Annotated in this window: 16 protein-coding genes, 1 tRNA gene and 1 pseudogene; 12 read left to right on the top strand and 6 right to left on the bottom strand. The window is 48.4% G+C overall.

Features of this window, described 5'->3' with window-relative positions:
- The first annotated feature begins 50 nt into the window (after positions 1 to 50).
- The 3 genes from AACR41_RS03605 to AACR41_RS03595 all read left to right on the top strand — a co-directional run bounded on the left by AACR41_RS03605 (position 51) and on the right by AACR41_RS03595 (position 2365).
- Positions 51 to 845: an ABC transporter ATP-binding protein gene (locus AACR41_RS03605; protein ID WP_030007725.1), complete on the top strand. Its 795-nt coding sequence runs from the start codon at positions 51 to 53 to the stop codon at positions 843 to 845.
- A gap of 57 nt (positions 846 to 902) precedes the next feature.
- Positions 903 to 2156 carry an MlaD family protein gene (locus tag AACR41_RS03600; RefSeq protein WP_030007724.1) on the top strand — a complete coding sequence of 418 codons (1254 nt, stop codon included), beginning with the start codon at positions 903 to 905 and terminating at the stop codon, positions 2154 to 2156.
- A 127-nt stretch (positions 2157 to 2283) separates the two neighbouring features.
- Positions 2284 to 2365, top strand: a tRNA-Leu gene (locus AACR41_RS03595).
- Positions 2366 to 2424: 59 nt separating this feature from the next.
- Here AACR41_RS03595 and AACR41_RS03590 read toward each other — a convergent pair.
- The gene (locus AACR41_RS03590; protein ID WP_030007723.1) at positions 2425 to 3321 is read right to left on the bottom strand and encodes a LysR family transcriptional regulator; all 897 of its coding nucleotides are present in this window, start codon (positions 3319 to 3321) and stop codon (positions 2425 to 2427) included.
- A gap of 121 nt (positions 3322 to 3442) precedes the next feature.
- On the opposite strand from AACR41_RS03590, the pseudogene AACR41_RS03585 reads away from it, so the two are divergent.
- Positions 3443 to 4143 (top strand): annotated as a pseudogene (locus AACR41_RS03585) (pirin family protein).
- 44 nt (positions 4144 to 4187) lie between these two features.
- The gene (locus tag AACR41_RS03580) at positions 4188 to 4424 is read left to right on the top strand and encodes a CDGSH iron-sulfur domain-containing protein (RefSeq protein WP_030007722.1); all 237 of its coding nucleotides are present in this window, start codon (positions 4188 to 4190) and stop codon (positions 4422 to 4424) included.
- Here AACR41_RS03580 and AACR41_RS03575 read toward each other — a convergent pair.
- Entirely contained in the window at positions 4419 to 4601 is a 183-nt protein-coding gene (locus AACR41_RS03575; RefSeq protein ID WP_152551020.1) for a hypothetical protein, read from the bottom strand. The genes AACR41_RS03580 and AACR41_RS03575 overlap by 6 nt on opposite strands.
- Positions 4602 to 4880: 279 nt before the next feature.
- On the opposite strand from AACR41_RS03575, the gene AACR41_RS03570 reads away from it, so the two are divergent.
- The 7 genes from AACR41_RS03570 to AACR41_RS03540 all read left to right on the top strand — a co-directional run bounded on the left by AACR41_RS03570 (position 4881) and on the right by AACR41_RS03540 (position 10180).
- Positions 4881 to 6092, top strand: a complete 1212-nt coding sequence (locus AACR41_RS03570) for a DNA cytosine methyltransferase (protein ID WP_030007721.1) — start codon at positions 4881 to 4883, stop codon at positions 6090 to 6092.
- Positions 6068 to 6751: a Bpu10I family restriction endonuclease gene (locus AACR41_RS03565; protein WP_229364890.1), complete on the top strand. Its 684-nt coding sequence runs from the start codon at positions 6068 to 6070 to the stop codon at positions 6749 to 6751. The genes AACR41_RS03570 and AACR41_RS03565 overlap by 25 nt, the downstream gene beginning before the upstream one ends.
- A 252-nt stretch (positions 6752 to 7003) precedes the next feature.
- Positions 7004 to 7303 (top strand): hypothetical protein, encoded by a 300-nt coding sequence (locus AACR41_RS03560; RefSeq protein ID WP_030007720.1) that lies wholly within the window; start codon positions 7004 to 7006, stop codon positions 7301 to 7303.
- A complete protein-coding gene (coaE, locus tag AACR41_RS03555) occupies positions 7290 to 7904 on the top strand; it encodes a dephospho-CoA kinase (RefSeq protein WP_030007719.1) in 615 nt (204 codons plus the stop codon). The genes AACR41_RS03560 and coaE overlap by 14 nt, the downstream gene beginning before the upstream one ends.
- A gap of 33 nt (positions 7905 to 7937) precedes the next feature.
- A complete protein-coding gene (locus tag AACR41_RS03550) occupies positions 7938 to 8147 on the top strand; it encodes a hypothetical protein (protein ID WP_012308307.1) in 210 nt (69 codons plus the stop codon).
- Positions 8148 to 8219: 72 nt separating this feature from the next.
- Positions 8220 to 9095: a hypothetical protein gene (locus AACR41_RS03545; RefSeq protein ID WP_030007718.1), complete on the top strand. Its 876-nt coding sequence runs from the start codon at positions 8220 to 8222 to the stop codon at positions 9093 to 9095.
- Positions 9096 to 9166: 71 nt separating this feature from the next.
- On the top strand, positions 9167 to 10180 hold the full coding sequence (locus tag AACR41_RS03540) for a VOC family protein (protein ID WP_030007717.1): 1014 nt from the start codon (positions 9167 to 9169) through the stop codon (positions 10178 to 10180).
- Between the two features lie 17 nt (positions 10181 to 10197).
- Here the strand turns inward: AACR41_RS03540 and mnmA are convergent, their stop codons facing one another.
- The 4 genes from mnmA to metG form a co-directional block, all read right to left on the bottom strand.
- Entirely contained in the window at positions 10198 to 11259 is a 1062-nt protein-coding gene (gene mnmA, locus AACR41_RS03535) for a tRNA 2-thiouridine(34) synthase MnmA (RefSeq protein ID WP_030007716.1), read from the bottom strand.
- Positions 11260 to 11410: 151 nt separating this feature from the next.
- Positions 11411 to 12565 carry an LPS export ABC transporter periplasmic protein LptC gene (lptC, locus tag AACR41_RS03530; RefSeq protein ID WP_223209947.1) on the bottom strand — a complete coding sequence of 385 codons (1155 nt, stop codon included), beginning with the start codon at positions 12563 to 12565 and terminating at the stop codon, positions 11411 to 11413.
- A gap of 9 nt (positions 12566 to 12574) precedes the next feature.
- A complete protein-coding gene (locus AACR41_RS03525) occupies positions 12575 to 13189 on the bottom strand; it encodes a LabA-like NYN domain-containing protein (protein WP_012308301.1) in 615 nt (204 codons plus the stop codon).
- Between the two features lie 167 nt (positions 13190 to 13356).
- Positions 13357 to 14949 carry a methionine--tRNA ligase gene (metG, locus tag AACR41_RS03520; RefSeq protein WP_030007714.1) on the bottom strand — a complete coding sequence of 531 codons (1593 nt, stop codon included), beginning with the start codon at positions 14947 to 14949 and terminating at the stop codon, positions 13357 to 13359.
- Between the last annotated feature and the right edge of the window lie 3 nt (positions 14950 to 14952).

The raw sequence follows: 14952 nt of genomic DNA, 5'->3' as shown, positions 1-14952 counted from the left end.
TGCTGATCCATCGCTATTGTTAAATCAATTGCCCTTATCTTTTGCGTCCTATGGTTGCCACCCAAGCCGAACCCTTGATTGAATTGCGGGGAATTTCCAAGGCCTTCGGGTCAAATGTCATTCTCGATGATGTTGATCTGAGCATTTATCGGGGAGAAGCCCTCGTGATTATTGGCCCCTCCGGTACGGGGAAATCCACCATCCTGCGAATTATTGCGGGACTACTGGCAGCAGATGCGGGGGAAATTTATATCAATGGCATCAAGCGCCGGGGACTGATTGAGGATGGCAACGATCCCATTGGGATCAGCATGGTCTTCCAGCAGGCGGCCCTCTTCGACTCCCTCACCGTGGCGGAAAATGTCGGTTTTTTGCTCTATCAACATTCAAACCTGTCTGCGAGAACCATTCGCGAATTGGTAGAAGAACGGTTGGACATGGTGGGGTTGTCAGGGGTCGGCGATCGCTACCCATCCCAACTCTCTGGGGGGATGCGCAAACGAGTTAGCTTTGCCCGGGCAATCATGGCCAACCCCGATAATCCCAAGGACAATCCCGAAATTATTTTGTACGATGAACCCACCGCTGGCCTTGATCCCATTGCCTCAACGGTGATTGAAGATCTCGTGCGCCATCTCCAACAAATGCAAGGGGTTTGTGGCACCTACGTGATGGTCAGCCACCAGGACAGCACGATTCGTCGCACCGCTGACCGAGTTATTTTTCTCTATGGCGGTAAGATCCAATGGACGGGGACAGTGGCAGAAATTGACCAGACCGATAATCCCCTCGTGCGCCAGTTTTTTGACGCGGCGGTGGAAGGCCCGATTAAAGTTATCGGCTAAAATTCATCCTCCCCCATACAATAAAACGTAAATTTATCCCCCCTACTGACGAATCCAATGCGATCGCGTACCCTCAAAGAAGGCTCCCTCGGTTTATTTATTTTCGCTGGACTCTCCCTGCTCAGCGTCGTGCTCATCTGGCTGACAGGGGCAACCCTGGGGAAACGCACCTATTCGATTAATGTCCGCTTTGACAATGCCAATGCGATGCAAGAGGGGGCGATCGTCCGCTACCGGGGTCTGGAGGTGGGGCGCATCATTGACGTACAACCTTCCAGCAATGGCGTTGAGATCCAAATTCAAATCCAAACCCCCGATCTGATCATGCCGCGAGAGGTCGTGGTCGAGGCAAACCAAGGGGGACTTATCGGAGAAACCTCCCTCGAAATTATTCCCCAAGCAGAATTAACCCAAGCAGAAATGGCCCAGAGCCCCTTCGCAGCGGACTGCCCGGAAAAAGGAGCAATTCTCTGTGATGGTACAACCCTAGAGGGGGTGATCGGGGTGAGCTTCGAGCAGGTGCTCCGCAATACCACCAAATTTAGTGAACTGTATGGTGATCCAGAGTTTTTTGAAATTGTGCGTACCTTGGCGGACAATTCCAGTGATGCGGCGGCCCAGGTGGCAATCCTCACCGAAGAATTAGCGCTGCTATCTCAGGAAGTGCGGGGAGAAGTGGATAATTTTGCCGAGAATGCCCAAGCTATTAGTGATGCGGCAGTGACCAGTTCCAATCAACTCAACCGCACCCTTGAACAGGTGAACACCCTAACAGGGAATTTTAATAGCCTTGTGGTCGAAAATCGCCAGGCTCTGGTGGGTACCCTCAATAGCATTGGGCGCACCAGTGATCAAATGCAGCGTACTTTGGCTTCCTTTGATACGACCCTCGATACGGTCAATCAAAATCTCAGTGCGGCGAATACCGAGGAAATTTTGGATAATCTCACGGTGCTAACGGCCAACGCGGCAACGGCTTCGGAAAATCTCAAGGATATCTCAACGGCCCTGAACGATCCAACCAATGTGTTGATGTTGCAAAAAACCCTTGATGCAGCCCGGGTCACCTTTGAAAATACTCAAAAAATCACTTCAGACCTGGATGAGCTAACCGGAGATCCGCAGTTTCGGAAAAATCTGATTGATTTGGTGAATGGCCTCAGTCAGTTGGTTTCCTCGACGGATCAACTGCAACAACAGATTCAGGTGGCTAATCGCATTGAGCAACAACGTCCTATTTATAACCAGCAACGACAAATCTCGTTACGCTCCAAGTCCCAAAACCCAGACCAAGGTCAGTCCAGAAATTAACCAGACAGAAATCGGCTGGAGACTTTCGGCAAAGACAAGAACCATTTTCAGAGATTGGATAATTTTTTTCTCAAAAACTCTTGGCGATCGCCAAATGAGTATGCTATATTCGTTCAAGTCAAAACGAGCGGATGTGGTGGAATTGGTAGACACGCACGCTTGAGGGGCGTGTGGAGCGATCCTTGCGAGTTCGAGTCTCGCCATCCGCATACCATAAAAAACAGAAAGCCTTCCCAAACCTCAGGGGGAGGTTTTTTTGTGTTTAAAGTTAGCCTGAAGGATCAGCAGCAGCAAGGTGTTGCTGGAGAAATTCGCACAGGAGTTTTACCTTGGTGGAAAGATGGCGATTGATGGGATAGAGGACGTAGGTACTGAGGGTGCGGTGATTGTATTCAGGCAAGACCACCGTGAGTTGTTCTGTCCAGGGGGCTGCATCGAGGATAAATTGGGGTAACTGGGCAATGCCTAGGCCCGCCGCCGCGGCGATCGCCAATGCTTCACCGTTGTTCGCACAAAAAGAGCCGGACACGTTAACAGAAACTTCCCCCAGGGGGCCGACCAAATGCCAGGTATTGCCCGTGGGGCCGTAGCGCAGACAGTTGTGATGAACTAAATCCCCAGGACTTTGGGGGATACCATGGCGTTTCAGGTAGCTGGGGGCCGCACAGAGGACTAATTTTGTCTCACAGAGGGGATGACTAATGAGACTGGCCGATTCGACGGGTTCAGCGATCCGAATCACGAGGTCATAACCTTCGGCGATCGCATCCACAAACCGATCCTCTAGGGTGAGTTGGATTTGCACCTGGGGATATTGGGCCATAAATTGTGCCACGAGCGGAGCCACCTGCATCCGGCCAAAGGTCATCGGCGCGTTTACCCGTAACAGTCCTTTGGGTTCCCCGTGTAGCTGCGAAGCTGATAGCTCTGCCTCCTCTAAATCTGCCAAAATCTGGACGCATTTTTCATAGAAGGCGAGGCCCGTGGGGGTCGGTGTCACCTTACGGGTACTGCGGTGGAGGAGTTGAACTTGGAGGTGATTTTCGAGGGCAATCACTAGCTTATTCACTGCTGATCGCCCCACATTCATCTGTCGTGCCGCCGCCGCAAATCCCCCTGCTTCCACTACCTGGGTAAATGCATACAAACTGGCTAATTTATCCATGGCCTATTGTTTCTTTTCAGGATACATTCTGTATATAAAATAGCTTATTGTCTTTTATTTGGCGGCAATCTACAATAGAAGCAATCACCTAAACCCGCTAAAAAACGCCTCGGAGGTTTTTATGATTCAACTCCGTCCCTCTGCTGAAAGGGGTCGTGGCAAACTAGATTGGCTAGAGAGCTACTTTAGTTTTCGTTTTCCCAGTACTACGATCCGGCCCACATGAATTTTTCTAACCTGCGGGTGATCAATGAAGATTACATCGCCCCAGGCAAAGGATTCGCCACCCATGGCCACCGCGATATGGAAATCGTCACCTATGTCCTCGAAGGGGAACTGGCCCACAAAGATAACATTGGCAATGGTTCGATTATTCGTCCTGGGGATGTGCAACGCATGAGCGCGGGCACAGGCATTTTGCACAGCGAATTTAATCCTTCGTCAGAACAGCCTGTGCATTTACTGCAGATTTGGATTACCCCCGATCAACTGAATGTAGAACCGAGCTACGAGCAAACCTACTTCGCCCCGGAAGAAAAAGAAAATCAATTGCGAATTGTTGCTTCCCCCGATGGGCGCGATCACTCCGTAAAAATTCACCAGAATGCCTCGATTTATGCGGCGCTGTTGTCTTCTGGAGCCACGGTCACCCATCCATTGGCAGAGGGCCGTCGGGCTTGGCTACAGATTGTCAAAGGAAGCCTCACGGTGAATGGCGTTACGATGGAAGCGGGCGATGGGGCTGGCATCAGTGGCGAAACAGAACTCATTTTTGTAGGTCAAGGGACCGAGACGGAATTTCTATTGTTTGATTTGCCCTAGGTCAGCCGAGTTTGTTGCCCAAAGTTTATAGAGGAAAAATGAATATGGCTAAACCAACGATTGCGGCGAAAAAGCCCATGACGCTGGAACTTGAGGCCGGCGATTATTTCTGGTGTGCCTGCGGTAAATCTGCGGATCAACCCTTTTGCGATGGCAGCCACAAAGGTACAGAATTCAAGCCCCAAAAGTTCACCCTAGAAGAGAAGAAAAAAGTGACGCTGTGTCTTTGTAAACACACCCAGGATGTGCCGTTTTGTGATGGCAGCCACGCCAAACTATAGGATGATCCACACACGGTGACGCAGCCAGGAATCATCGGTTTGACGGGGGGCATTGCGACGGGAAAAAGTATAGCAAGACTTACTTGGCCCACCGCGATCAGCTCCCCATTTTTGATGACGATATTTATGTCCGTAAGGCGATCGCCAAAAATCGCCAAAATGAAAAACAATTAGCATATCTGTTTTTTCTGGGATGACTTGTTGGAAAAGGCAGCGGCGCTCATTTGTAAGCAACGGCGACTGAGTTAAATGATTTGCAAGCTATCTGTGATTATGGTATTTACCTCTTGACTGCTATTCTGTAGCCAAAGTCTGCGGTAATATTCTGGTGGACTTGGGTTGTTATGCTGCAAGTGCGGTATGACTTCTAGTTAGCTTCTCAACCACCAACATTCTGCCCAATAGTGATTTTTGATATAATATTGAACCTTTGTTGAAGAAAACGAGCAAAAATCAATGAAAGTTCTTGATACATTCGCTGGAGCTGGTGGGTTTAGCCTTGGCTTTGAGATGGCAGGTTGTAAAATTGTTGGTGCAATTGAAACAGACGCATGGGCATGTGAGACATTCCAATTCAATCATCCAGATGCAACTGTAATAAAGGGAAATATTGAAGATCTGTCGGATGCAAAATTATTAGCATTGTTTGAAGGCAATGAGCCGGACATTATCCTTGGTGGCCCACCCTGTCAGGGTTTTTCAATATGTAACAAAAACAATGGTGATCCAAAAGACCCAAGAAATAGTTTATTTGAAGAATTTGTAAGATTAGGTAAACTGTTTAAGCCTAAAGTGATGGTCATGGAAAATGTCCCTAATTTAGTAAAAGCAAAAACAAAATCAAATGAATTAGTAATAGATATTATTAGGAGTGAACTGCACAACCTTGGATATTTTGTGTATTCAACAATACTAGAATCTGTTGATTATGGAGTCCCCCAAATCAGAAAAAGGCTATTTGTTATAGCCTCTATGCAAGAGCTTTGTAATCCGTTTCCAAAGCCAACCCATTCACCAAATCAGAGTGACTTGTTTTCAGTGTCGTTAAAGAAAACGCCAACTCTGTGGGATGCAATATCAGACTTACCTGAAATTGAGGCAAGAGAAGGCGCTGAAGAAATGGAATATGTATCTAAGCCACTAAATGACTTTCAAAAGACTTTGCGTAACGGTAGCATGAAATTACACAACCATCTAGCAATGAAACACTCAAAGCGTATGGTGGAAAGATTTAGCTCAATGAAATGGGGACAGTCAGGATCAGATGTTCCTGACCATCTAAAACCATATAAGCGTAATTCAAACGGAGTTTTTAGTGATAAGATTTACGACCAAAATAATCGACGAATGCACCCAAATAAGCCTTGCCATACAATTCCTGCATCTTTCTATGCTAACTTTGTTCATCCATACAAAAATAGGAATTTTACTGCTAGAGAAGGCGCTCGCATTCAAACCTTTCCTGATACATATGTATTTAAAGGAAAGCCAACCGTAGTTAGCCATAAGCTATTAGCAAGAGAAGGGCGTTTTGATGAAAAGTATTTATGCCAATACAATCAGATAGGTAACGCAGTGCCTCCTCTTTTGGCAAAAGCTGTTGCAGAGAATGTGTTGAACCAGTTTATTGAGGAAAATGAAGAATGTTTGTACATGGCAACAATTTAGAACAAAAAGAAAATCATAGGACAAAATACCGTGACAGAGAATCAAAGTGCTATCTTGCAGAAATAAGGAGCCGATACGATAAATGGAAAGATAATAATGAAAATCTAGTCGGCCCTATAAAATTTCATGCGGATAATGATGATGATATTCTCAAGAAAAGAGTAGAGTTGCTAAATAATTACAAGGAGTTCTTGGATCAGCAACATTATGCAGAAAAGTTTGACTCCCGTTCAAACTTACATTCTTCTGTTCTTGAAGAATTTTTGTATTATCTGTTTAGAGATTTAGTAAGTAGCATTTCAGAACATGCACTTATAGGAAAATCACATTCATTCAAAGATATATTTTTTAGATCATCGAATTATGCAGATATGTTGAAAAAGCCAAATGCTCTAATTGAGATCAAAGATCATGATTTTTCGATTGGGTGCAGCATAACGTCAGAAATGCTATGCAAAGGTTCTGAAGAATCTGAAATTCATAAATGGGACATTCCAGCAGTTGCGATTGAATGCAAGACATATCTTGATAAGACCATGCTTCAAGATGTTTCTACCGCTGCAGAACAATTAAAACAAAAGAATCCAAATGCGATGTATATGGTAGTAGCCGAATGGTTAAAGCTAACTGAGTCAGTCAATTTAAAAAATATAAAATAGATCAAATTTACGTATTACGAAAGCAGAAAAACACCGACCGCGAATTTCGATATCGCGAAGGTTACGTCAAAAACCCAATTTATGATGACGTTGTAATCCACTTGTTCAATTCTGTTCGTAACTATCTCACATCAGACTGGGAAGGTGGTATTACACACGGTCTTGAGAAAGGTTACTTAATATAAAGCTAACAATCACATGCACTCGGACAGCAAAAAGCGGGGGCCTGGAGCGTTATGGTGCTGAAAGAAAATGAACATATCTGAAATATTCGAAGACGAACCCAAGCAATGGGGATTCCGAGGGGATCCATATCTTTGGCGTGAGTTGAAAGAAAGACTAGATAACGTTGATATGCCAGACACACCCGAACAACTCAAAAGCATCATCGAGAAGGAATACGAAGTAGCGACAGGTCACTCCATAAACTATAGAGAACATTTCACCGTCGAAAGATTTATGCATGGCGGCATGTCTAGCGGCGGGATAAGCCCTGAATTTTGGCATGACTGCGGGATTCCACTGTTGGTGAAACGTCATGTCGCACCATAAAGTAACAAAACCAAGAATCATTGGTCTGACGGGGGGCATCGCGACGGGAAAAACTACAGTAACGACTTACCTGGCCCAACGTTACCAACTCCCCATTCTTGATGCAGATGTTTATGCCCGTGAGGCGATCGCCCCGCCCTCGGCAATATTGACGCAAATTTTTGCCCGCTACGGTGCAGGGATTCAAAACGCCGATGGTTTCCTCAATCGCCAAGCTTTAGGGGACATTGTTTTTAACGATCCCGACGAAAAACTGTGGCTTGAAACCCAGATTCATCCCTACGTGCGCCAGCGTTTCCGTGAAGCCTTAGCAACCATTCAGGAGACACAAGCCACGGTAATTTGCGCGATCCCACTGCTGTTTGAGGCGCAGTTAACGGATTTTGTCACGGAAATTTGGGTGGTCACCTGTACTTCTGAGCAGCAGTTGGCGAGGCTCCAGCAGCGTAACCAGTTAAGCATTGCCCAGGCCCAAGCGCGGATCGCCAGCCAGATGCCCCTCGCCGAAAAAATCCAGCGCGCTGATGTGGTGCTTGATAATTCTTTGGATCTTGCAACACTCCATCACCAAGTTGATCGAGCCCTCAAAAGAGGTTGCTAGAATGAGCGGTGAAATCATTTTAAGGTAGCTGCGATGACCATTTGGGTAAATGAACAAATTGATCCGACGGGCATTCTTCAAGCTTGTATCGCTTGTCAAAATGAAGAAGCCGCGAAGGATTGCCATGAGCAATGGAAACAAAAACTCGCCACGGATAAAACCACCATCGGCTGGGAAGCAAAGATCCGCACCGTTGATTCTTGGGATGATGTGCCCGTTAATGCCCTAAAGCTTAGTTTTTAAAATGTATTTCAAAGGCGATCGCCTTTGAATTTTTCGTGACAAATTTTTCGTTGTAACCCGCCCCGAAAAGCCATGAGCCCAAAACGACGGATGCGCTGGAGTTGGTGGAAGGACGCGCCGCGCAATGTCAGTGAAAATGAATATGCCAAATTTGAATTCCTCGTGCTGGGGGCGATCGCCAGTGGTGGTTTAGCGGTGATCTCTTTACTGATGGGGCTAACGGGCCAAGCTCTCAAAACATCCCAGGAACTTGCCCAGGTGGAGTCGCTTTCGGTACAGGCCGCCAGTGAAGCAACGACGAATCGTGATCTCGTGAAGCTCGAAGGCTACCTTGTGGCGGACAATCCCCCAACGCTGCCCGATGATCCCGCCCTACAGATCATTCAGGGCAAAATTGAACTGGTCGCCCGCAATGGCCCCAGCACTGCCGAAGACACAATTCAAAAGGTGCTGTTTACTTGGGAAGCCGCCGTTGAGCAGGTCTTTTTGAGCGATGGAGAAACACGTATTCCCTTGGCGATCGCCCTGGAGCAATTTCTCCTCCCGGCAGCGCAACCAGAGCCTGAGCAACGCCCCAAGATTGAACGCACCGGAGAATCGGCCCGCTTAAGTAAACCCAAAGCCATTACCTACGCCGATCAAACCTTCCCTCTCACTGCCGCAGATTGGGGCAGACTTGATTACATTACGACGGATTTAGATCGTCGCGTCCTACCCCACGGCCAAACAGTCACGGTGGTGGCCGCCCTGCGCGATCAACAATTGGTCGATCCCCTGGGAGGTCGCTTAAAAATTGCCCTCGGCACCGAGGCAGACATTCGCCGCACTGGGGAACGCTTTGGTCGGCTGTTGACGGTGATTTGGCTGCCCTTGGCGATCGCCAGTTACCTCTGTGGCAAAAAAGCAGCCCAGCTCAACCAAGACTTTCTCGAACGCTCCCAGCAGTAACCCAAGCCATCGGTCAATCCTGAGAAAGTACGCTAAGTTGAATAGGAGCTGTTGTTTATCTTTCCCGACACATGGCAAACCAGAGCCCCCCAAATTTGGCGATCGCCTATGTCCATTTCTATGTAGACGATCTGGATTATTGGCAGACCTGGTTTCAAACAAAATTTCAACTCAACATCAGCAATCCTCAAGCAACATTTCCGTTTTTACCTCGAAACACCATTCAACTTAATAGCCCAGAGTTAACCCTGATGCTCTCGGCGCCCCAAACCCCTGCCGATCCCGTCGCCCAATATTTAACCCATCATCCCTGTGGTGTTGCGGATGTCGCCTTTTATATTGACCAAAAAGCTTTTTTTCAGCCAAAAAATACTGATCAATCTGTTACTGTACTACGCAATAATGTCGGGTTTCAACACACCCTTATTTATCGAGATACAGTTCCTAAAACGAATACCCAAATCGATCATTTAGTGCTTAATGTACCAGTAGGAAAACTTCAAGAAACGGTGCAATGGTACGAAGATAAATTTGGGTTTAACCGTCAGCAAACTTTTACGATCAAAACCAATTATTCCGGTCTCGCTTCCCAGGTTCTTTCCCATCCCAGCGGAATTCAACTACCCATTAATCAACCGGGAGACTGCTGTGAAAATCCAGAAACGGCACAGCGTTCCCAAATCCAAGAATTTATCGAGTTTAATCGTGGTGCCGGGATTCAACATATCGCCCTGAAATACAAAAACTTACCGCAGCAAATCGGGCATTTTCGCCGGACAAATGTGGCATTTCTCGACGTTCCGGCCACCTATTACAAAAATCTCTGTGATCGCTATCCCCACCTAGAAACATTACCCCATTGGCCCCAAATTCAGCAGGAAAAAATCCTTGTGGATGTGGTGCGATCACCCAAGGAAATGCTCCTGCAAATTTTCACTCAGCCCATTTTTAAAGAGCCGACATTTTTTTGGGAATTTATCGAACGCAAACAACAGGCCCAGGGCTTTGGCGAAGGGAACTTTCAAGCATTGTTTGAAGCCATTGAACAGGCCCAACGGCAACGGCTGGTTTCCCCTCGCCCCTAAATGTCCGGCCAATAGAACTAAGCCGCTTCGGGATGTTCGATAATGCCGCCCCCCAGCACCCGATCGCCGTCATAGAGCACAGCCGCTTGGCCAGGGGTAATGCCAAATTGGGGTTCTTCGAAAACGAGTCTAAGGCGATCGCCTTCTAGCGGAATCACCGTCACAGGCACCGCACCACTGCGATAACGCACCTGCACCTCTGCGCGGATGGGGCTTGTAATGCCTGGGAGTGCCAACCAATTCATGCGCTGCACCGTACATTCAGACTGACCAGCACGATCGCGGGTACTTACTACCACCCGATTCATCACATTATCTAGCTTCACCACATAGAGGGGTTCCGGGGCGGCAATGCCCAAGCCCTTTCGTTGGCCGATGGTGTAATGATGGATGCCTGTATGGTGCCCCAGCACTTTCCCGTCGAGATCGACGATTTCTCCTTCCCGCTGTTCAATGTATTTGTCTAAAAAAGTTTTCATCGAACCATGGGCTTCAATGAGGCAGAGGTCTTGGCTTTCTGGTTTTTTCGCCGTCGAAAGCTGCATTTCCGCCGCAATTTGCCGGGTTTCGCCCTTGGTCATTTCCCCCAAAGGAAACAGCGTCCCCGCCAGCATTTCCTGGGTGAGATCATAGAGAAAATAGGATTGATCCTTATGGCGATCCACCGCCCGCAACAGTTCATAGCGTCCCGTTTGGTCGTTGTAACGAATTCTGGCATAGTGGCCCGTCGCAATCTGATCAATGCCCAGCTCTGCCTTGGCCCATTGCAACATTGGCCCAAATTTCACCATCCGATTGCATTGGGAACAGGGTAAAGGTGTCACCCCCGCTTCATACCCAGACACAACATAGTCAACAATGTATTTCTGAAACAAATCGCGGCTATCCACGATGTGGTGGGGAATGCCTAATTGCTCACAAATATCAGCGGCATCCACCATCCCCTCCGAGCAACATTGACCTTTGCCTTTCATCAGCCAGAGGGTGACCCCTTCGACGGTATAGCCCTGGCGATGGAGAATCCCTGCGGTGACGGAACTGTCTACGCCCCCTGATAACCCAACTGCAACTTTACCCATGGCCTTGTCTAATCTCAATATCCTTTTTGGTGAATTGCCTACAACTAGATAAATGCACTGCCTGATGTGCCTAGCGATTTACCATTGTACTGGTATCCCCTCGCTGCTGGGCTGTGTCGTCCCCTAAGGATGTGCTGAACTTGCTGATCACTTAGGGGATGACTTCCGTGGTGACTTGTTTTTGGGCCGACCCTGTCACCACCAATTGATTTTGTCTAAATTTGCCCACGGCGCGATCGCCATTGAGTTTGACCCGGGGGTTGGTCTGTTCATAAACCACATTGCCCACGGCCACCACTTCCTCGGCGGTGAGATTCCAATCCACTTGGTTGGCCTTGAGAGAAGTGGGCGGATCTTCGCCCGTTCCCCTGACCGCGCCGCTCAGTTGTGCCTGTTGGGTCTTGAGATTGTAGCGTCCTTGGTTGCCCCGAAATTGGACTCGTTCGGCGGTTTGGGTGAGTTGTACAGAATCTTGACCTGTAATGATACCCGCTTGGATATCCCAGGTGGCGGCTCCGCTGGCAAACTGAATCTCTGGGTCAAGGCTATTTAACAAAACATTGCCACTGACAATAATTTTCTGGGCTTTGAGTTGGGCTTCACCTTGATCTGCCCGGAGGCGATCGGTGATCGTTTCTGCGGTGTAACGCTGGACAGTGAGGCCCTCGGCGGCGGTGATTTTATCTTCAGCTACGAGCCAATTGAGCTTGCTGCCCTGGAGTTGCAAGGGGGGCTCCACAATGACCACTTCGACGGTATCGGCGAGTTCTAAATCCTGGCGATCGATAAAATATTTGCCCTGTTTGGCGCTGAGTGTGCCGTTGGGATATTTGGCTTGGAGACCCGTGGTGATCTGGAGGATGAAATTGGCGGGTTCCCACTCGGCTTTCTCGGTTTCAAAGACGGCCCCCTGACGATTATCCGTGACCAAAACCCCTGATTCGAGGATAATGCGATCGCCATCGTTAATCACCTGGCCCTTGTTCGCTTGGAGACTGAGGATCACTTCCCCATCTTGGTAGAGGTTCCCCACGAGCTTGGTGAGAGTGGCGGCTTTGCGGTCTTGGCTATAGATGGCTTCTTCGGCCTGGATTTTCCAGAGAATATTTCCCTCGGCATCGGATTGTTCGAGGAGGGCATCTTCGACGATGAGGCGATTTTCAGAATTTTGGCTTTGGGGTTCTGTTTCCGTCGCTGGCGGGCTATTGCGACAGGCCGTTATTCCCCCAAGATTCCCCATCAAGAGTAGTGCTAAGGCGAAGATTTTTGGCGATCGCCCCCATTTCCATCGACACAAACGCACCATCACATTTACTTACTCATGACTGGGTAACTCAATTGTGCCACCACCACGATCTTCCATCAGCCTCGGTTCCGAAAACTGGCCCCGATGGAGCTTTTGGATATCCGTCTGGATTTGCTCTAGGTCAATATAACGGTCTGCTACATTAATCAAACTATCGCTAGTCATCGATCGCAGGCTAACCACCTCGACCCGTGCTCCCCGATAGCTGACCGCATCCACCGCATAGGCCAGATCCCCGTCACCACTGACGAGCACCGCCGTATCATAGGAGCCCACGAGGGCCATCATATCCACCGCAATTTCCACATCCAAATTGGCTTTTTTCGAGCCATCTGGCAGTTGCACCAAATCCTTGGCAATGACCCGATAACCATTGCGGCGCATCCATAACAAAAAACCTTGCTGTTTTTCATTGGCCCGGTCAACCCCTGTGTAGAAAAAAGACCGCAGTAGCCGTGACCCGCCCGTTAAACGATAAAGAAGTTTGCTGTAGTCGATTTCGATGCCTAATTGCAGCGCTGCATAGAATAGATTAGAACCATCGATAAAGATCGCAACACGACCTCGATTTTCAAGTACCTGTTCAGGCGAGAAAACCGGATCGCTACCAAAGTGATCCAGCATTGTGATTATGCCTCTTGAGATTTTATTAAAACGAAAATATTTATGAAACAGTTTTTATAAAAAAATAGATGCCCCATTGTAAAAAAGGGAAACCCAATAACTAAGCTTACTGAGAAAGCTGGAACTTCGTCAAAACTTTTATCATTCCCTCGGTTTTGGGGCTGCGCTTAAGCAGAGGCTTCAGGGACTTCAAGGCGGGCAAAGATAGGCTGGGCTTTCGTTAGGGTACGTTCAGACCAAGGCAGACCCCAGCGGCTATGGCTGGCAAAGGGAGCCAGATTTACAAGGTCATCCGAGCGATTGAAGTCGCCAGGGAAGCCTAATTGACGATAGATTTGATTGCTGAGATTGGGGATCACCGGAGAGAGTAAATAGGCCGCCAGACGTACGGATTCTAGGATCGTCAAGAGAATTTCTTCGACTTGGGCTTGTTCTCCCGCTTTAAATAAGGCCCAGGGGGCGCGGTCATCGATGTATTTGTTACTGGCTTGGATGAGTGCTAATACCTGATGACAGGCGGCGGTAAAGTTGAGATTGTCGTAGGCGGCACAGGTGCGATCGCCAAGGGTTTCTCCCAGGGCTTTGAGGGGGTGATCGGCGGGAATGGCAGCCAGATCTAGGGACGGAATTTCGCTTTTGCAGTATTTTTTCAGCATGCCTAGGGTGCGGTTCAACAAATTCCCCAGGTCATTGGCCAGGTCAGCATTGACCACATTCACGAAGCGAGTTTCGTTAAAATCACCATCTTTACCCAGTTCCACTTCCTTGAGGAAGTAATAACGCAGGGCATCGGCACCATATTGATTGACCAGGGCGATGGGGTCGATGGTATTGCCGAGGCTTTTACCCATCTTGAGGCCATTTTTGGTGAGAAAGCCGTGGCCAAATACTTTATCGGGCAGGGGCAAATTTGCCGACATGAGCATCGCTGGCCAGTAGACCGCATGGAAGCGCAGAATATCTTTACCAATTAAATGGAGGTTGATGGGCCACCATTTTTTCAGGGCATTTTCGAGGGTGGCTGCTTCCCCGTCTTCTAACAGGGCCGTGACATAACCCAACAGCGCATCAAACCAAACATAGATCGTGTGGTTCTCGTCGGTGGGTACCGGGAAACCCCAGTCGAGATTGACGCGGGAAATTGAAAAATCCTGCAATCCCTGTTTCACAAAGTTGATCACTTCGTTGCGACGGCTGGCGGGCTGGATGAAGTCGGGACTTTCCTGGTAGAGGGCTTCGAGTTGGGCCTGGTATTTAGACAGACGGAAAAAGTAGTTTTCTTCGTCCCGCCACTCGGCCTGCTTGTTGGTGTGGATCGCGCAGTGGTGGTCTTCGATCAGGTCTTTTTCTTCTTTAAATTCTTCGCAGGCAACACAATACCAACCCTGCTGTTGGGCGAGGTAAATATCGCCGTTGTCCCAGACCCGCTGGAAAAATTCAGCAACAATTTTCGCGTGGTTAGGGGCGGTGGTGCGGCTAAAGCGGTCGTATTGGATGTTGTAGTGCTGCCAGAGATCCTTGAAGCTGCCGATAATTTCGTCGCAGTGTACCTGGGGATCGACGCCTTTTTCCTGGGCGGTGCGCTGGATTTTTTGGCCATGTTCGTCGGTGCCTGTAATGAAGAGCACGTCATCCCCCTTAAGGCGATGGAAACGGGCGATCGCATCGGCCACCATCGTTGTGTAGGCACTGCCAATGTGGGGCACGTCATTGACGTAATAGAGGGGAGTTGTCAGGGCAAAACGAACGGGAGAAGTCATACA

The organism is Picosynechococcus sp. NKBG042902, assembly GCF_963864045.1.
Lineage (GTDB): Bacteria > Cyanobacteriota > Cyanobacteriia > Cyanobacteriales > MRBY01 > MRBY01.
Note: the sequence above shows the minus strand (reverse complement) of the source record. Positions and strands in the feature narration are given on the sequence as shown.

Coding starts and splice junctions, on each gene's coding strand:
- AACR41_RS03605 (WP_030007725.1), top strand. CDS start 51: ATGGTTGCCACCCAAGCCGAACCCTTGATTGAATTGCGGGGAATTTCC.
- AACR41_RS03600 (WP_030007724.1), top strand. CDS start 903: ATGCGATCGCGTACCCTCAAAGAAGGCTCCCTCGGTTTATTTATTTTC.
- AACR41_RS03590 (WP_030007723.1), bottom strand. CDS start 3,321: ATGGATAAATTAGCCAGTTTGTATGCATTTACCCAGGTAGTGGAAGCA.
- AACR41_RS03580 (WP_030007722.1), top strand. CDS start 4,188: ATGGCTAAACCAACGATTGCGGCGAAAAAGCCCATGACGCTGGAACTT.
- AACR41_RS03575 (WP_152551020.1), bottom strand. CDS start 4,601: ATGCTAATTGTTTTTCATTTTGGCGATTTTTGGCGATCGCCTTACGGA.
- AACR41_RS03570 (WP_030007721.1), top strand. CDS start 4,881: ATGAAAGTTCTTGATACATTCGCTGGAGCTGGTGGGTTTAGCCTTGGC.
- AACR41_RS03565 (WP_229364890.1), top strand. CDS start 6,068: ATGTTTGTACATGGCAACAATTTAGAACAAAAAGAAAATCATAGGACA.
- AACR41_RS03560 (WP_030007720.1), top strand. CDS start 7,004: ATGAACATATCTGAAATATTCGAAGACGAACCCAAGCAATGGGGATTC.
- coaE (WP_030007719.1), top strand. CDS start 7,290: ATGTCGCACCATAAAGTAACAAAACCAAGAATCATTGGTCTGACGGGG.
- AACR41_RS03550 (WP_012308307.1), top strand. CDS start 7,938: ATGACCATTTGGGTAAATGAACAAATTGATCCGACGGGCATTCTTCAA.
- AACR41_RS03545 (WP_030007718.1), top strand. CDS start 8,220: ATGAGCCCAAAACGACGGATGCGCTGGAGTTGGTGGAAGGACGCGCCG.
- AACR41_RS03540 (WP_030007717.1), top strand. CDS start 9,167: ATGGCAAACCAGAGCCCCCCAAATTTGGCGATCGCCTATGTCCATTTC.
- mnmA (WP_030007716.1), bottom strand. CDS start 11,259: ATGGGTAAAGTTGCAGTTGGGTTATCAGGGGGCGTAGACAGTTCCGTC.
- lptC (WP_223209947.1), bottom strand. CDS start 12,565: ATGGTGCGTTTGTGTCGATGGAAATGGGGGCGATCGCCAAAAATCTTC.
- AACR41_RS03525 (WP_012308301.1), bottom strand. CDS start 13,189: ATGCTGGATCACTTTGGTAGCGATCCGGTTTTCTCGCCTGAACAGGTA.
- metG (WP_030007714.1), bottom strand. CDS start 14,949: ATGACTTCTCCCGTTCGTTTTGCCCTGACAACTCCCCTCTATTACGTC.